Genomic DNA, 18,897 nt, shown 5'->3' with positions numbered 1-18,897 from the left:
CCGATATTCTCCTTTAGCATTGTATTCATTATTGTCTATAGTATCTATGATTTTCCACCAATTTATCTTTTGCCCTGTATTATTGATATACCCATCAACCCGATACTGATTAAAAACACCACTAACTTTTGTTAGAGAATCGTTGATTTTGATTCTGTTGACATTTTTTAAAGTATTCAAATTAGTTGCAGTTGAAAAATAATCAGTTGTGATTATGTCTTTATTTGTTGCAACCTTGTTGACTGATTTCTCACAGGAAACCAATGAAAAAATAATTATAAAAATGAAAAAAATACCTCTCATTTATTTAAAGTTTTTAATTTTTATATGTCTCGATGAATCAGTTCTATCTATTAAACGCGGATAGGCTAATGTATCATCTCTTCTGTGCCAAATTCCAGGAATCGTATCTTTAAAGCTACCTTTTTGATCAATTGTCCAGGTTGGGTATGAAGAGTAAACTGTATCACTTCCCTTTTGACTGCGAAAAAGATCAGAGAATTCTCTCATTCTGTCTCCACCCCATACTGCTGCATAGATTCTACCTGCCCATGTTGCCATTTTTTTAGAACCATCTGCAGGGAAAGTACTAGGAGCAACAAAACTTCCCCAATCTAAGTTAGTGACTTTGTCCCCAGGTCTGAATTTATCCCAAGTACTTGCATCAAAATCTGTTCTTGCAAGGCCTCCTGTATTGGTGATTTGAGGGAAATCTTCATGTGTCCATGTTGTCCATTTTCCACCTAAAGACATTGGTAAAGCATGAAAGATTGCTTTCATAGACCCTAGTTCGTCTGTGTCAAGCCAATCTGCTGTACCTCCTTTGTTCAACTGTACGAAACCTCTTTTACCTCCATCAATACTTGCATTGGCTAGAACTGTACCATTTTCAGCAAAACCATCTACACCGGGTAATTTTTGTGCTTGTTGTGCTGTTGTAATATTTTCATTATACTGCCAAACTCCATCTTTTCTGATCCAGTCTAGTTCACTTCTGCCATCTGGATCTGTAAAGCGGATAGGATTGTTTAGAGCATATGAATAAGGTGAAAATCTACGTGACTTTTCTGCCTGTGGATCCAAGACACCCCAACGCCCGATGTCTGGCATATACATTCTAGCTCCATAGTCATACATACCACTCTCCTGAAGTTCCTTACCGTTGTATTTGTAATTCGAATAGCCACCTAAAAGGCCTTTACTTCCTCCTCCTATATGATTAAGCCCAAAAGGATAATAATTATTGGTGTCAACTATTTCAAGGATTCCACTGCTGTTTTTAGCATAATTTACTCTAGCATTTCCTAAATGATCTACATATTGGTAAATATAGCGGTTTTCTGTAAAACTGTAAAAACCTCCAGAAATTGGAACAAAATCAAGAATCCATTTTGGTTTAATTGGTTTGATAGGACCAATAATACCTCCTTTTAAATTTTCTTGATCAAAAGTGATACTGGTTTTGCACCATGGACACGGTCCTGAATTTTCATAATAGGTGTATTGAAACCCATCCAGATAATCAGTGATTTGAGTGGTTGAGTCCTGTCCTTTTCCTCCTCCCGAAGAATACGTCTTACTTATTTTCGTTCCATCGGCTCTATAGAAGTAAAATAAATTGTAGTTTTTGGCTCCGAAAAAAGGATCACTTTGAGTAATTCCATAGTAATTGGGTAAGTTGAGGTAATTATATGTTATTTGATAAATCCCTTTATCTGGATGACTGGTCATATTTCCATTCCCTTCACTATTATCATTATCATAAGTAATGGTTGCCGGAGTAGGAATATAGGGATAACCGGTAGGGTTTTGCTGCTGATCCGTAATTTTTGTTAACTTATTACCTATATAATCATATTTCAAGTTATCAATGGCAAATGCAGTAGTATTTCCTATAGTCATTTCACCTGATCGTCTCAGTCTTGAAATATTTCCATTGAAATCATAATCAATTTTTTCGTAGAATTCTTTGGCACTTTCATTTCCTGCCTTTTGATAAAATCCTGCTGAAAGTCTATTGAGGGGATCATAGACATATCCATATGTTTTTAGAGGTTCATTATCTTCAGCAAGAGTTTTCCAGGATACTTCAGCAATATTTCCGTTGAATCTGGGTTTTACCTTTAAATCTGTAAAATCCTGATTAGGAACTTCAAGTCCATCTACCTGATTATAGTTAATTTTATATCCAAATAAATCATTTCCTAAACTATTGGGATTGTTGATATAGGTCATCCAGCCTCTGATATTGTAACGGTAATCCATGGTTTGAAGAGGCTGGGAAGGATCCGTTCCTCCAACCTTCTTGCTTTCCAGTTGAGAAATTTCATTGTATTTATTTTGAGCCAGGATTTCTATAGGATTATTGTCTACCTGGTGGGTATGTACAACCAGTCTGTCCTGATGATCATAATCGAAATTTTCAGTAATCACTCTTTCAATATCAGTAGAGACTCTCTTATGAAGAGTAACTTTCTTTTTTTCCAATCCAGTGAAACTTAATTCTTTTTCAATCTTTGTATACCCACCTAAATGATTAAGAGTGTAAGTGCCTATATTTCTTGCTCTTCTATCGTAGAATGTAAACCCTTTGGTCCAATTATCATCTTCTACATTTTTTGTATAAGATGCTAGCTGAAGCCCTCTTGTGCTTATAGAAGCAGCAGAGTTATCAGTGATTACCGATTGATTCATAATGGAAGCAGGAATTGTTATTTCGGGTGGTAAAGAAGGATAAATATCATAATAATTTATAGTCAATACCGTTTCGATATCTACAAACATATTATTACTATAAAATATTTGCATTCCATTACGGGTGAATCCATTTGAATCACGGGTTTCAACAATATATTTGTCTCCTGCTTGATTTTGCATTTCAGATCTGCTGCCTCCGGGAATAATTCCCGTATAGACTACCCTTCCTATTTTATCATATTTATTAATAAACCATTTTCCTGATTTGCGCAGATTAGCGTCCTGGGTCATGATGACACGATCACTCTTGTCATATACTATAAAATCCCATCCTTTTCCAGGGAGCTTCTTTTCTATAACTCTGTTTTTTCTGTCATATATAAGCTGATAACAAAGAAGGTTGACAATGTTGTCATCTAAAGTTCCTGCTGAAGCCAGAGGAGGAATGATATAAGCAAGTTGACTGTATTCATTATATACATAATAGGTATCGGCATTTTCCGTAGCACTAATTACTTTTCTGAGAAGAAGCACCTGATCTTCTGAATTTTTATATTCAATCGTTTGGTTGCCATCTTCATCTGTTGTTATTTTTTTAATTAGTGTATTAGCAGTATGGTTATTTGATTGTATAATTTTAGCTTTGTTTGTGGTATAGTCAAAAGTGGCAACGTACTTTTTTACTTCATCCCCATTATTAAAGTCATAATTAAACTGTAAAGGATGAGTATCCCATTGTGCGCCTGCTGTTTTTTGCTGTAAAACTCTGTCAATAGGAGAATTCTCAAAAGTTTTTTCTGTGAATATTTTCTCACCATTGTAAAAGTTGGTAGCATCCGGTACAGGGAAGGGGATGCTTCCAGCTGCTTGCTGATATATTTCACCATTACTGGTTGATGATTGTGGAATCGGTAAATATTCTCTACTTTGTCTACCTGCTGAGTCGTATATGGTAGGGATGACAAGGTCATTACCCAATGGAGAGGCCTTTACATTAATTTTTTGTTTCTCTTTACCCAGCCCGTTATAATATTGTACGGTTTCAATTTTACTGGCATTTGGGCTCGAAGTCGCTATGGAATCCCGATAGACTCTTGTTTGTATATAATTTTCCGTATTGGTTTGAGCGGAAATTGCATTCGCTAAAAACAAAGGAAATATAAATATTGTATTGTTTTTTTTCATGATTATTAGTTAATGGGAAGAGCAAAACTTAGAATAATATCTGAATTGGGGTTATAAGAAGTAGTAGCTGAAAAAAGACTGGCATATATGTCTCCACTGCTATCTACATCAATACTCCATGGGTGGGCAAATATATGTTTGTAAAATTGTGGGCGACACATTCCATTGATCTTTCCGATCTTAACTCTTGTTCCTATATTTCCCCAATTATAGTTTTTGGTGTTAAAAGCTATAGTAACAAGATAGTTTCCATAATAATTATTATTGGCTACACGATTAAAAAAGGTTGATGAATTATTCCATACATTAAAGTCTGTAGTTACAGTGCAATCAAATGGCTTGGGTTCACATGTAGCATTTGCATTAGCGAGATTTTGACCATTAAGGTTTAATTCATTCTGTGCCATTTGATCAGCATCACCTTGATTGAAGAAGGATACAAAGGCTCCTTGGGGCAGGCTATAGGTATAATTTCCTGGGTTTTCTATATAGGCACAATTATTTCTTGTGAAAGTCTTACTCGCTGGAGCGCTTTTGTGAGCAGTAACCTTGTTGCTATAATTATAAGAATATTCCTTAATAATTTTATTGTTGATATCAACAATTCGTTCCAGTCTATTGGCTGTATCGTAAATAAAATATTCCCTTACTCCTGAAGGAGGGGTTATACTTGTAATTCCTACTAATGGATCATAAGAATACGTTGAAATCTGATAGTCTTTTAAAGCAGGATTTTTTCTGAAGTTATCCAGTTCCGGAATGAAAGTTTGTTTTTCATAATTCGCGCTGATATCAGAATCTGAACTGCTGACAATAGGTAAGGTAGTGTAACCTGAATTGGTATTTTGAAAGCCTAATTTTGTTGCAAGTTCAGCATAGGTAATCCCTTCAATTTTGGCAATAGGCTGTGTTTGTCCATAGCCCCAGATTATCGTTACTGGAATATTATCTTTTAGGGTGTATTGCAAAAGATTCCCCTTATCATCATATTTATCGTATGTAATTTCTGAATTGGCAAACTCAGGAGAAGGTAGTCCTAGAGTAGGGTGAGCCGCTATTGTTCCATCTTCCGTATAAGACGAAATATTTTTAGGTAATACTAAAAGACTAGTATCAGGGCTGACCTCAAAGAAGGTTTGATCTTTTTTCTGGAAGATATTATTCTTATAACTGGCAGTAATCATGGGAATTCCTATCATATTATAGGCAACCATGTAAGGAATTGCACGATAAGGGGGAAGGTGTTGTCCTGGCTGATTTCCCTGCCTTAAATCCATAGCATATTTATAGGTTGTCTTTATTGTTGAATTATCTGGTAGAACTGCTTCTTCACTAGTTAGTTGATTATGATAGGCTCCTGTATAAAAATATTTTCTTGTAGTAGAAGACTCTTTATTTCCACTGTATGTTGTAGTGGTCTCGGATTTTAAATAATGATTGTAAAAATATACTCTGTAGGCTGATACTTCTGCTAAAGAGGTCATGTATCTTTCAGTTGCCTGAGGTGTGCCAGCCGGAGCAAGTGAACTAAATATCCCATAATCTCCGATTTCAAGACTTAAAAATCTACCATATTTTTCAAACCTTTGAGGGTCATTGGAATACTCATAAGTGTGTTTTGTAAGCTTTTTACCTAAATGATCATATTCTGTTTTCGATAATATTTTAGCTCTTTCATTTTCTAGAGAATTGTATTCCTTATAGAATGTTGAAGCTGGATTGTAATATTCTGTCTGGCTGCCTCCCCAGCTGATAGAGCTTGATGGCGGAGGACCCGCAAATCCTAACATAAACCTGCATCCTGTTAAAAAATTACTTGCTTTAAGATCCATATATCCATTATCCTGATTGGAAAAAATATACTCTGTAACCCCTCCATTAGAAAGCTTTTCATATACTTTAGTATACACAATATGAGAATTATTGGTAGCATTAAATATATTGGAGGATGACATTTCCTGCATGATAACATTGCCTGAAGCATAGCTTTGTATCTTTGATGTTACCCCGGTAGATAATGGATTATTCCCATAATAATCATTAACATAAAAGTATTGCTTCTTCTTTTCCAGACTTCCATCGAAATCGATAATTTCTTTAATTCTAAACCCACCTGTTGTCTTATCGGGACCATAACTTGGATAAAAACCATTATTATAAGCAAGAGTTCCGGAATAGGTATGAGGCTCATAAATGAATTTAGAGTAACCGCTTGTAGGATAGGTAATCTTTTCTAAAATCTCATTAAGCTGGAAATTAGGTTCGCGAGATTGATAATAGTTATCACTTACCTGGGCAAAGTTATCCAGATTTACAGAATAGGGATTAAAGTATCTATTATTAAAATATCCCCAGTGGTCTGTATTGGTACTGTGGAAATCAGGAAATAGATTAGGGTTGTATTCAAATCCATATTTTTTAGCTGTTGGAGCATCTTTTCCTATTATAACAGCTTGAAGTTTCAAACGTCTGGATGGATTTTCGTCGTATCCAAATGAAATCTTATCCACCATAGTGTTCTTGTGGTTGATGACAATGCTTTCAAGTTTGTATCTATGTTTATAATTATAATAGTTATTGTCCGGTCTAATATCATTTCTGTCAATGGTTGCTCCACTCATTTTAAACTCCAGACTATTGGCAATTGATCTGTTAAATATAAGTTCACCAGCATCAAACGTAATTTTATTGAGATAAGAAAGATCTCCTTCTTCAAAAGTGGCAAGTCTGAAACAATCAGCTTTGTTGATATTGAAGGAACAACCAATAGAGCCAGTCCAGTTTTTAAAGGAATGCAGCTTGTAGTTGGCAAACATTTGTTTGTTATAAACTCTACCTACCTGACTATAACTGAAATCAATTTTTTTATTGGTGTTGTATTTTATACTTGTTAAATGCCAGTTTTTAACATAATTGTAGAACTCAACATCTATAATATATTTTTTTCTTAATTTATATCTTTCAATAGACTCAGGGCTACCTCCAAAAGTGTAAATATTTCCTTTACTGTCTGTAATGGTAAATGAATAAATGAAGCTTGGCATACCTAAGTCATTATTTCTTAAAACATCAGTAACAATAACGTCTTGTTCATTACAGTTAACAATCCATTTACCCTGATGGTTTTTAAAAAAGCTTCCATGAAGATTGCCAGCAGAAAAATAAAATATATCAGGTGATGCTGCTTTTTCTATATTCTTGCTATTGGCTACATAGGTTTGCATTTTACCATAAGAATCCCAATCATCGGCCCCCAAAAAGTTTCCCGGATTAAAGTAATAGGCATTTCCATCTACCTCATCCACTTCACCTCTTAAGCTTCTTGTGACAGAACCTGCACTTGTAAGATTCCATCCTAAGCCTGTCCATGAGGGTAAATTATCAGGTTTATTGCCTGCTGTATCATAATATAGCCCTATATCAAATGAATTTTGAGAATCAACATGAATGGTATATAGATTAATATTGATGTTAGGTTTCCCTTCAGATATATTAACGTCAGTATCACCATATACTCCTAAAGAAGCAATATCAGGTTTTTTAAATAAATCTGGAGCATGATATCTTTGCCCTTCTGAAAACGGACCAAATTGGGCTTCAATGAGTATTGTCTTTAAAAGGAGCAATAGTATTAAAACTTTATATTTCATAATTTATTTCTTGATTAATTTTGCGTTGGCGGTTTTATTATTATCCGTTTTTATAGTGATTAAATAAGCTCCCTGGACCAGATTCTGAGTATCAATCTTAGTCACTTTATTTTTTGTCTTTAAATTCTGAAGCTGTCTTCCGCTCATATCGTAGAGTATGATATCAGCTTCTTTAAAATCAAATCCAATCTCTACATAGGCGTACTCTGATACAGGATTCGGATAAATCTTAATATCATATTTAGGAATTAATTGATTGATTTGCTTGTCACCGAGTTTTACAATTTTCCAGTTTTCTCTGCCCAGTTCCTCAGCAGTAGTTCCTGCTATGATAATAGAACCATCCTTGTTCAGTTTCACATCCGACAGTCTTTCTTCTTTTTGTTTATTACCTGCTACTACATGTTTTCTCCATTGCTCATCACCGTTGTGATCAAGGTAAAGTATCCAAAATGTTTCATCTTCTTTTTCCCTTTTCCCTTCAGTCTGAGTATAACCTCCAAGCAGAATACCTTTTGAAGATTTATCATCCGCTGAATGAACGACACTCATTCCTTTAAGAATATCTCGGTTCTTGAAATTATAAGACTTTTGCCATTGTTCATCACCGCTCTCATTAAGAGCAATCAGCCAAAGGTCAGTTCCTTCCTCAATACCTACAGTCTTGTTTCCTGATCTTTCTGATCTCGATTCACCACCAATAATATATCCATTTGATGTTAAGGCCAAGGTTCTGATATGATCATCTCCTTTACCTCCAAAGTTTTTTTCCCATTCTACTTTTCCGGTTTTGTCTAACTTAACGATCCAATAGTCTCCCTCTCCAAAATTACTGCTGGCTTTTGCGGTTCGGGATGCGGGATTTGTGGTACGAGGTTCTGGATTTTGGCTTTTTGGGGAGTCCCCGGAACCCGGAATTCGAATCTCGGAACTCCTTGAATAAATTCCTAGCAATGCTCCTCCATCTTTCGTAGGAATCATTTTTTCAATTTCATCAAGTCCTCTTCCGCCTAGAATAAGCTGAGATAGCTCGTTACCCTCCTTGTCCAGACGAATTACCCAAACATCTTTTGAACCATAGCTATCAACAGCATTTCGAATATTACCAGCCACAAAAAAGCCTTGGTCATTAGTTTGAATGACAGCTCCTGCTTCTTCATTGGATGACATCCCCAAGGTTTTCTGCCAAAGCTCATCTCCGAATTCATTAATTCTGATGATCCAAATGTCTGAACCTCCTTTGGATTCTTCTTTTTTATCTAATCCTTTTCCTGACCAGGAAGTTCCGGCCAACAGAAATCCACCATCCTGTGTGTTTACTGTAGCAGATAAATAATCATGGCTCGTTCCTGAAAAGTATTTTTCCCAAGACTCTTCTCCTTGTTGGTTTAGTTTTATCACATGGAAATCGTAACCGTTGTTCGGTCTTTGATCCCTAGTTTGAATACTGCTTCCGGTGATAAGGTATTGCTGATCGATGGTGGTTGTGATCTGGCTCAGGAAATCCTGTGTAGAGGATTTTATATCTTTTTGCCATAATACTTCCTGGGCAGATATGCCTCCTGCAATGCATAAAGTAAATGCACTGAGATAGAGTTTTCTCATTCTCTGTTGTTTTTGAGTTAGTATTAGTTTTAATTTTTACAAACTTAACACTTTTTAACATGTTTATTGTTTCATTATAAAGGGATTTAATGTGATTTTTATCACTATTGAGTAGAATTAAATTTTATTACTTCTCTTTGGTACAAAAGTATTTTTATAGAACACCAAATTATATCGTGATAAAATTTAGTTTTGATTACTAAGAAAATTTCTAAAATTATTGAATTGATTGAAGTAGAAATTACCTATTAGAAATGAAAATGATACAGAGGTATAATATTGAATTATTTTAGAATAAAAAGGGATTGATGGTTTAAGAGTATAACGAGGTGATTTTTAAGATAGTAGGTAAAACAAAAAAGCAACGCCAAAATAAATTAAACCGCTATAAATATCAATGTTTACAGCGGTTTTTATTTTTTATAATAGTATCAAAAAACTAAAAAAATATATCACTAAAAACTAAGCAAAACCTAACCAACAGCTAGTTTAAAGAATAAACATCTTACAAGAAAGTGGTAACAAAACTGAATTATTAAACAATTAAAGTTACTATACAATGAACAAGACATTCAATCTGTTATTTTTTATAAAAAAGAATACATCCAACCAGGCGGAACCGTTTCAATTTATTTACGAATCAATCATGAAATCCAGTTTCTTCCAGCAAGCTGAGTCGTTGCTTTCTTAGTGTTGAAGCCTTTTATATATTTTTACATATTCTATTTCATTTCATTATTAAAGTGAGAAATCATTATGAAAATACAGGTTAATGTTAAAGAATATTAATAAAATATTGTTTAATTCATAATAATTGTTAATTTTGGGATTAACCATAATACTAATAATCATGAAAAAAACTAAATTTTTGATCAGTTTTACTTTTCTGGCATTTCAGTTTTCCCATTCTCAAACTTTAACATTCAAATATGATTCAGGAGGGAATCAGGTCGTCAGAAAATACTGTGATGGATGTACTCACGTAGCAAAGTCCTCGGCAATTAAAAACAGTTCTATTGCAGAAGTTCCTAAAAAGCAATCAGAAATTAAAATATATCCCAATCCTACGAGGGATAAAGTAACGCTTATTTGGTCTGAAGAGACAGATCTGTTAATTCAAAAGATAGAATATGTTGCGTATAATTTTACACAAATCAGACCTTTAGAATTTAAAAGGGGTGAGATGAAGGCTATGATTGATTTGTCAAAAGAGCCTATAGGAATGTATGTTGTCGTATTTCATCTGACGAACGGAGAAAAGTTAACTTATAAAATATTAAAAAACTAATACAATATGAAAAAAAGATTTGTTTTCTTAATATTTTTATTTCTTACTTCGCTTCTGAGATCACAAAGCGTTGGAAAAACAGATGGCAACTTTTCAGTTTCGTTGGCCGGTGGGGCAAGCTATTCTGTCCCTATTAAAAATTTACCGGGCATAAAGGACATGGTGCCAAGCATCTCATTGGATTATTCAAATCAGTCGGGCAACGGGGTTGCAGGCTGGGGCTGGAATATTCAAGGTATATCTTCTATTACAAGAGTATCCTCAACAAAATTTCATGACGGAGTTATTGATCCTATTGACTATGATAGCAGTGATAGATTTGCTTTGGATGGTCAAAGACTTATTTTGAAGACTGGAACTTATGGAGGAGATAATGCTGAATATCAAACAGAAAATTATTCAAATTTGAAAATTGTTTCCAAAGGCGCTACTCCTGATGGACCTTCCTATTTTATTGTTTATTATCCAAACGGAAATGTTGCTATTTATGGAAATGATGCGAATTCCAAAAATTCATTCGAATGGAAAATCAGCCAGATTGATGATGTTAAATATAACAGAATTGAATATGGTTATAGCAAGGAAGGAGCAAATACCATTTATTTATCAACTGTTAAATATGGAGGGAATCCGTCTGTAGGACAATATACTCCGGTTAACGAGATCAATTTTTATTATCAGAATAGTTCCCGCAATGAGCAGAATTATGTATATGATTCGAAATTTGTCTACTTAACCAAAAAATTGGAAAGAATTGAGGTTAAGGGTAACGGTCAATTATACAGAAAATATGGATTGACTTATGATGTAACCTCTCTAAATTACGAAAGGCTAACACAGATTAAAGAATTTAATTCAGCAGGGGAATCTGTTGTTCCTATTATTTTTGAATATGATACAACAGTTAATGGGCTTACTAATAATTCCAGAACAGTGACAAATGTATCTCCTGCTTTTGACAATTCAAGCTGGAACTATGTTTCTGGCTATTTTGATAAAGATGGTGCCCTTGATTTTATGACCTATCCGGGTTCTAAAGATAAATTGTATCGATTTAATTCGAGTACTTTATTAAATTCTTCGTCAAATATTTCGGGTAGTTTAATAAATGTGGAAAAATTCACAGATATTTTCTCAACAAAACTTGTTTTGGCTAACAATAAGTTCTATGGTCTTGATGCATTGTCAACTGTTAGCAGTAATGGATCTATGATGTCGTCTGATGAGATTGTTAAGGTTAATAACTATATTTCTAATACAACATATAATTCTTTAGATTTAACGTTTTCCAATTCTTATACTTTTCCGACTGCGGAAAATTATCAATGCTTCATGGATAATCCTATATATGCGCGAATTCCGAAAAAATATATTTCAGGAGATTTTGATGGGGATGGCGTATCTGATATCATAGCGATATCTTTTCCTTATTATAGTTCTTATCCAACGAGTGATTGTGGCAACGGACCGGTTCTTGATCCCGGAGATGGAAGTAACCCGTGCTGTGTAAAGGATAATTATAATAATATTTCTAATTTTTATTTCCTTAAATCTGATGCTAACAATACAGGCATTCAAGATCCATTATTTATCGGATCAAATAATATAATTACTAGTTCTTCGAGGTTGTATGTCGCTGATTTTAATGGGGATGGGAAATCTGATCTTTATGTAGTGAACAATTTGAAAATTTCTGTTTTCAGTTTTGAAAACAATAGTTTTACTTTGCTGCATGAAACCAGTAATTCTTTCTATACACTAAGTAAGCCTATTTACTTAACTGACTTTAATGGTGATGGTAAAACGGACTTAATTACTCCCGATGCTAACGGAAGCTCAAACTGGATCATTTTGGTTTCCAACGGAAAAACTTTCCAGCCTGGATATATTAATACAGGAATTACCTACTATGCTCCTCAGGTTATCAATACATGTTATCCAAATGGATCCGGAGGTCAGTTATGTGGCTATATGCAGCAGGCATTTTATTATATATTTTCAGATATTAATGGTGATGGTAAGGCAGATGCTATTGTACATGATGTGCTTACTCCTTATAATTATCCACAGGGAGGACAATGGAATTATCCTTACAATCAGTATGGAGATAATTTTACCGTGAGAGATAAAGGAAGTATCAGATATAATATGGGTAATGATGCAAACGGGTTTCCTGCATTCTCCGCTTATATTGATAACTGGCAAAATAACTTTACAAATGGAGGAGCTACGAATAAAGGGACTCCAATCTTTTTAAATAATCCGACTGCTACCAATCAGAACTTAGATTATGCTTTCTTTGGAGGAGATAAAATTAAATATGTGTCTTTCAAAAAAGATAACAGGGTAGATGTTGCTTTAAAGAGGATAAAAGAAAATGATATCCTAACGACAATAAACTACAGTCCCCTGCTGGATAATGGAAACGGAGTATATGCAGAAGATCAGGAAGAACTTTATCCTTATGCAAACATCAATAACTCTCTTTCTACCCAGTTGGTAGCACAGGTTACGAAAAGTTTCAACGGGGAAAGTAAAATTCAGGATTATAAGTACAAAGGAGCGGTTGTAAATTTTGAAGGAATTGGCTTTTTAGGATTTAAAGGAGTTGCTACTTCATCTGTGTATGGAGGAACAGTAACTCAGAAATTGTGGACCGTGTCAAAACAAAGCCCTCAAAAACGTGGAGCTAATATTGAGTCTTATCTTATTAATGGAAGTCCTAATTTTGATTCTCCAGCAAGTTTTGTAACAAAAACACGGAAGACATTCTCTTCAACATTGCTATCTAACAAAGTATTTGTCAATTTACCAACAGAGATTCAGCAGATTGACAATCTGACAGGAGTTACAAAATATACATATTTTGATGTCTATGATGTTTATAATAACGCTACAAAGACCAGAGATGTCGCTCCAGGTGGCGAAAAAACAACACTTCTTGAATTTGATAATAACCCGTCAGGAATCTCAAACCAGTATTTTATTGGAAGACAAACTAAAAAGACAGAAACTCAAACGTTAGGCTCTGAAACATTTTCAACCGAGCAATTGTTTTCTTATGCTAATAATCTGATTTCTCAATTCAAGAAAAAAGGAAATGCTACAGATTTTATAACAGAAGATTATCAATATGATAATTATGGAAATTTAATTCAGAAAACGATGTCTGCACCTAATATGACTGCAAGAGTTGAAAAAATGCAGTATGATGCCTCTGGACGATTTATCGTAATGTCTACCAATATTTTAGGTTTTGAAGACAAATTCAACTATAATTCTGCTTTCGGACTTTTACTATCGAAAACCAATCATCTTAATCAGACAGTATCTTATGAGCACGACGGCTGGCAAAAGAAAATAAAAGAAAGGGATATTTATAATAACGAAACCAACTTTACTTATGACTGGATCACATCCGGAGATTTTACTAATGGAATAAAAATTAAAGTTACTGAACCTACTGGTGCAACTAGTGAAACCTATAATGATGTATGGGGAAGAAAACGAGTGGAAAGAAAGTTGAGTTTAAATAATAAGTGGATTGACATACGGACAGATTATAACATTTTTGATAAACCATATAGAGTTAGTAATCCTTATTTTTCTACCGTAACACCATCTCAATGGGTGGTGAGCGAATTTGATGAATATAATAGAATCAAAAAAATGATTTTCCCTACAGGGAAGATAGTAACCACCAGCTATAATGGCTTAAATGTTACAGTAGTTGAAGGAACAAAAACACAGACCACAACAAGTGACGCCTGGGGAAATAAGATCAAATCCAGTGATAACGGTGGAACTATTAATTATTCATATTTTGCCAATGGCGCATTAAAAAATTCAGATTATGGCGGATATGTCATAAAATTTGAACAGGATGGATGGGGAAGAAAAACAAAAATGTATGATCCGGCTGTAGGGGGATATTATACTTATGAATATGATATTTTAGGACAACTTTTAAAAGAAGAAAATCCTAAAGGAAAAACATTTTTCACTTATGATCAGTTTGGAAGGCTTGTTCATAAGAAAATTGAAGGGGATGCTACAGATATAGAAACAGATTATAATTACAATTCGTTAGGGCTTTTAGAGTCCGAGCTGGGAACTTCAAATGGTGTTCCAAACACATTCAATTACCAATATGATAATTACTATAGGTTTGCAGAAAAAGAAGAAGACAACGGTTTTGCGACATTTAAGAAAAATTATTCATATGATAATTTTGGAAGAATAAGTGAAGAATTTACTCAGACATTGATTAATTCTGTATCCAGCGAATTTAAGCATAAGAATTTTTATGCATCTTGTGGAGTTTTATATAGCATTACAGATGATGGAGATAAGTTGATATGGCAGCTTAACAAAACAAATGAGAAAGAGGACGTTTTAAATGCTCAGCTGGGTAACGGAACAGAAATCAATAATGAATATGATGGTAATTTTTATCTTCATTCTATAAAACACTATAATAGCACCAGTGCAAATATTATTGAGAATATTTATAATTTTTCTGCTATGACCGGTACTTTGCAAAACAGAAACAGTACAGTGATTCAGGGAGGATGGTTAGAAAATTTCGAATATGATAATCAGCAAAGACTTGTAGCTTGGACTAATCCCAACGGATCGCAATCACAGACCTATGATGCCTTTGGAAGAATAGACAACAATAGCAATGTGGGCGACTACAAATACGATGGCGTTAACAGATATAAAAAAGAAACCATTAATCTGAATCCTGTTGGTGATTCATATTACAGTGTAAACACTCTGCAGGAGGTTGAATATAATTCGTACAGAATGCCGACGGTAATAAAACAGGAAGGATACGAAATGGCTCACTTTAATTATAATATCCATCAAAGGAGGTCGGCTGCAGATCAGGATTTTTATACTGATTTTTCTGTATATGGAAAAGGAAAAATCTATTCTGATGATAGCTCCGTTGAGATTATTAATTACAATTATTTAGGCAAGCCAAATGTTAATGCATTGGGGACCCGGATTATCACTTATATTGCTAATGATCCTTACACTGCTCCAGCTGTTTATATCAAAGATTTTAATGTTAATATGGATGTATTGAGTGAAGGAATACATTATCTTCATAGAGATTACCAGTCGACCATTTTAGCAATTTCAGATCGAAAGGGTAATGTTGAAGAACGAAGACATTTTGATCCATGGGGAAATCTTGTGTATTTAGAAAAGAACGGAAAGATAATTAATTTAGACAAAGTAGCTCCTGATTTAATGATTGAGCGTGGTTATACAGGACATGAACATTTCTTCCAGGTTGGGCTGATACATATGAACGGAAGAATGTACGATCCGAAACTGCACACTTTCCTTTCTGTAGATAACTATATTCAGGATCCTTTTAATACCCAGAATTATAATCGATATGGATATGTACTGAATAATCCGTTAGCATATACAGATCCAAGTGGAGAACTGTTTTCATTTATTACTGCTATTTTTGATACATTTAAAAATATTTTCACTCATGGCGTTAATTTTGGTGATTATGACTACAGTAGAACTTCAAAAGCCTGGAAAATTGATATGGGCCTATTTAAAGGTAATTTCGGACAGATCCTGAGCAGATTTACATGGGAGTCTGATCAGTCAATGTTGGGATACCTTTCCTCAGGATTCTATAATCTCTTCGGAGGAGTAAAAAGTGTTACTTACTATGATGGTGCAACAGCAGTAGAATCTTATAAACCAAATTGGGGTGGGTTTACACTTGGAAACTTTATAATTGGTGATAGAGGTTTACAGGCAGATCCTAACAACAGTTTATTCCAGCATGAGTATGGTCATTATTTACAAAGCCAGAAATTTGGTCTGTTCTATATGCAAAAGTTTGCGATACCAAGTTTCTTTGATACATTAAGCAAAAATAATCATACTTTACACTTTGCAGAGCAGGATGCTAATTCAAGGGCTTTTACCTATTTTAATAAGCATGTTGAGAATTATAACGGCTGGGATAGAAGAAATGTAATCGTAGGATATGATTGGTCTAAATCGTATAACGATATTGCAAATCAAATGGCCCTGTCCAATAATCTTACTCATCTGAAGTGGTATGACGCTGTATTATTTGCAACTTCAGGGTATGCGATTTCAGGAATTTCTAATTATTTTATTAATAAATAATAAACTTTATGAAAAATGTTATTCTTCTGCTAAGTACAATGATGATGCTTGTTTCTTGTGTATACAGCAACACTGAAAATAGCCACCAGGTAATAACGTTTGTAAACAAAACTCATAAAACTTTGTATGTATTAAGTTCTTATGAATATCCTGATACAGACGTTTATAAGCAAAGTCCAGATCCTAAACTGGGAGGATATAATAAGGTTGAAGCAGATCAGGCCACCCAAAATGTATTATCATCCAAAACATCGTATGAAAATGTGTATCATTCTTTAATACCATCCGGTGTTATGATGGTCTACGTTTTTGATGGATCTACTTTAGAGACGAAGGGATGGGATTATGTTAAAGCAAATAATCTTGTTCTAAAACGATACGATCTTACATTACAGGATTTGAAAAATATGAATTGGGTAATAACCTATGATGGAAATTAGCATTTAATATTTTAGTAAAATAATAGTAACGAAGCACTTACAGAAATGTAGGTGCTTTTTTATTAATTTTTCAATTTAGAAACAATACTATTATAAAAATTAATATAACCATTTACAGATTGGAGGCTGTAATTTTTAAAAATCTATAAAAACAAAAACCACTCTTAAAAAAGAGTGGTTTGTAGACCCACAGGGATTCGAACCCCGACTGACGGTACCAAAAACCGGAGTGCTACCGTTACACTATAGGTCTGTTTCGATGCTGCGAAATTATAGAATTTATTTTAAATACGAAAATCAAAATTAAAAAATTATGAACATAATAGGGGAGTAGCAGGCTTATTCATTGATAGCCAAAGAATTATTTTTTGTGGAAATTTTCCAGAATCAGGAAGGTTTCTAATACTAAATAATAAAATCTTATCTTTGCAAAAAATTGGGCTCCAAAAGTTGGAGTAACCCATTAATAACTTATCCTTAGCAGAGCAAAAGGATTATTAAACATTTTTTATGTCAAATATTGTCGCAATCGTTGGACGTCCCAATGTAGGGAAATCCACGCTTTTTAACCGTTTATTAGAGAGAAGAGAGGCTATTGTAGATTCTACAGCCGGTGTAACCAGAGATCGTCACTACGGAAAATCTGACTGGAATGGAGTAGACTTTACGGTAATTGATACCGGAGGATATGATGTAGGCACCGATGATATCTTCGAAGAAGAGATCCGTAAACAGGTGCAATTAGCAGTAGATGAAGCTACTTCTATTATCTTTATGATGAATGTGGAAGAAGGGCTTACAGATACTGATCACGAAATTTACAGACTACTTAGAAGATCCAACAAGCCAATTTATATCGTTATTAATAAAGTAGATTCATCGAAAGAAGAACTTCCTGCAACAGAATTCTACCAATTAGGAATTGATAAATACTATACGCTTTCTTCTGCTACAGGTTCAGGAACAGGAGATCTATTGGATGATATTGTAAAGGATTTCCCAACTACAGAATATAAAGATCCTTTTGAAGGATTACCTAAAATCACGATCGCAGGTCGTCCAAATGTAGGAAAGTCTACAATGACCAATGCTTTATTGGATGTTGAAAGAAATATTGTAACCGATATTGCAGGAACTACAAGAGACAGTATTCAAACTTTATATAATAAATTCGGTCACGAGTTTGTATTGGTAGATACAGCCGGAATGAGAAGGAAGTCTAAAGTAAATGAAGACTTGGAATTCTATTCCGTAATGAGATCAATCCGTTCTATTGAATATTCTGATGTTGTTATCATCATGGTAGATGCTACTCAGGGATGGGAATCTCAGGATATGAATATCTTCGGATTAGCACAGAAAAACAGAAAAGGAATTGTTATTCTTGTGAACAAGTGGGATTTGATCGAAGACAAGCAAACCAATACAATGCGTGATTTCGAAAAATCAATCAAAGATAAAATTGGTCAGTTCCAGGATATTCCAATTCTATTCGTATCAGCTTTAACGAAGCAAAGAATCTTAAAAGCTGTAGAATTAGCAATGGAGGTTTATGAAGACCGTAAGAAGAAGATTAAAACTTCAAAATTGAATGAAGTGATGCTTCCTATTTTCGAAAATACACCACCACCTGCATTGAAAGGAAAATATATTAAAATTAAATATTGCGTTCAGCTTCCTACACCATCACCGCAGTTTGTATTCTTCTGTAACCTGCCACAGTATGTGAAGGAACCATACAAGAGATTTACTGAAAACCAGTTGAGAAAAGAATTCGGGTTTACCGGAGTTCCGATTGAAGTATATTTCAGACAAAAATAAAAGAACAGTGTTTATCATAAAAAAATCTGGTAGGTTT

At 34.2% G+C, this 18,897-nt stretch carries 8 protein-coding genes and 1 tRNA gene; 4 read left to right on the top strand and 5 right to left on the bottom strand.

The window, feature by feature from the left end:
• The 4 genes from NBX25_RS17570 to NBX25_RS17555 all read right to left on the bottom strand — a co-directional run.
• Positions 1-180 (bottom strand): hypothetical protein (locus NBX25_RS17570; RefSeq protein ID WP_250254602.1); only part of this gene is annotated, 180 nt, incomplete at its 3' end.
• A gap of 123 nt (positions 181-303) precedes the next feature.
• Entirely contained in the window at positions 304-3,882 is a 3,579-nt protein-coding gene (locus NBX25_RS17565) for a DUF6443 domain-containing protein (RefSeq protein WP_250254600.1), read from the bottom strand.
• Positions 3,883-3,887: 5 nt separating this feature from the next.
• Positions 3,888-7,532 (bottom strand): DUF5977 domain-containing protein, encoded by a 3,645-nt coding sequence (locus NBX25_RS17560; protein WP_250254599.1) that lies wholly within the window; start codon positions 7,530-7,532, stop codon positions 3,888-3,890.
• Between the two features lie 3 nt (positions 7,533-7,535).
• The gene (locus NBX25_RS17555) at positions 7,536-9,137 is read right to left on the bottom strand and encodes a T9SS type A sorting domain-containing protein (protein ID WP_250254597.1); all 1,602 of its coding nucleotides are present in this window, start codon (positions 9,135-9,137) and stop codon (positions 7,536-7,538) included.
• Positions 9,138-9,987: 850 nt separating this feature from the next.
• Between NBX25_RS17555 and NBX25_RS17550 the strand changes: the two genes are divergently transcribed.
• Genes NBX25_RS17550 through NBX25_RS17540 form a run of 3 tightly spaced genes read left to right on the top strand, consistent with a single transcriptional unit; the run spans position 9,988 to position 17,039 of the window.
• On the top strand, positions 9,988-10,425 hold the full coding sequence (locus NBX25_RS17550) for a T9SS type A sorting domain-containing protein (RefSeq protein WP_250254595.1): 438 nt from the start codon (positions 9,988-9,990) through the stop codon (positions 10,423-10,425).
• Between the two features lie 6 nt (positions 10,426-10,431).
• A complete protein-coding gene (locus tag NBX25_RS17545; RefSeq protein WP_250254593.1) occupies positions 10,432-16,599 on the top strand; it encodes an RHS repeat-associated core domain-containing protein in 6,168 nt (2,055 codons plus the stop codon).
• An 8-nt stretch (positions 16,600-16,607) separates the two neighbouring features.
• A complete protein-coding gene (locus NBX25_RS17540) occupies positions 16,608-17,039 on the top strand; it encodes a hypothetical protein (protein WP_250254591.1) in 432 nt (143 codons plus the stop codon).
• A gap of 182 nt (positions 17,040-17,221) precedes the next feature.
• Here NBX25_RS17540 and NBX25_RS17535 read toward each other — a convergent pair.
• A tRNA-Gln gene (locus NBX25_RS17535) sits at positions 17,222-17,292 on the bottom strand.
• Positions 17,293-17,549: 257 nt separating this feature from the next.
• Between NBX25_RS17535 and der the strand changes: the two genes are divergently transcribed.
• Positions 17,550-18,860 carry a ribosome biogenesis GTPase Der gene (gene der / locus NBX25_RS17530; protein ID WP_123910194.1) on the top strand — a complete coding sequence of 437 codons (1,311 nt, stop codon included), beginning with the start codon at positions 17,550-17,552 and terminating at the stop codon, positions 18,858-18,860.
• Positions 18,861-18,897: the final 37 nt, after the last annotated feature.

It is taken from the genome of Chryseobacterium sp. Marseille-Q3244, assembly GCF_940807095.1.
GTDB lineage: Bacteria > Bacteroidota > Bacteroidia > Flavobacteriales > Weeksellaceae > Chryseobacterium.
The sequence above is the reverse complement of the archived record's forward strand: the minus strand, read 5'-3'. Positions and strand labels throughout refer to the sequence as shown.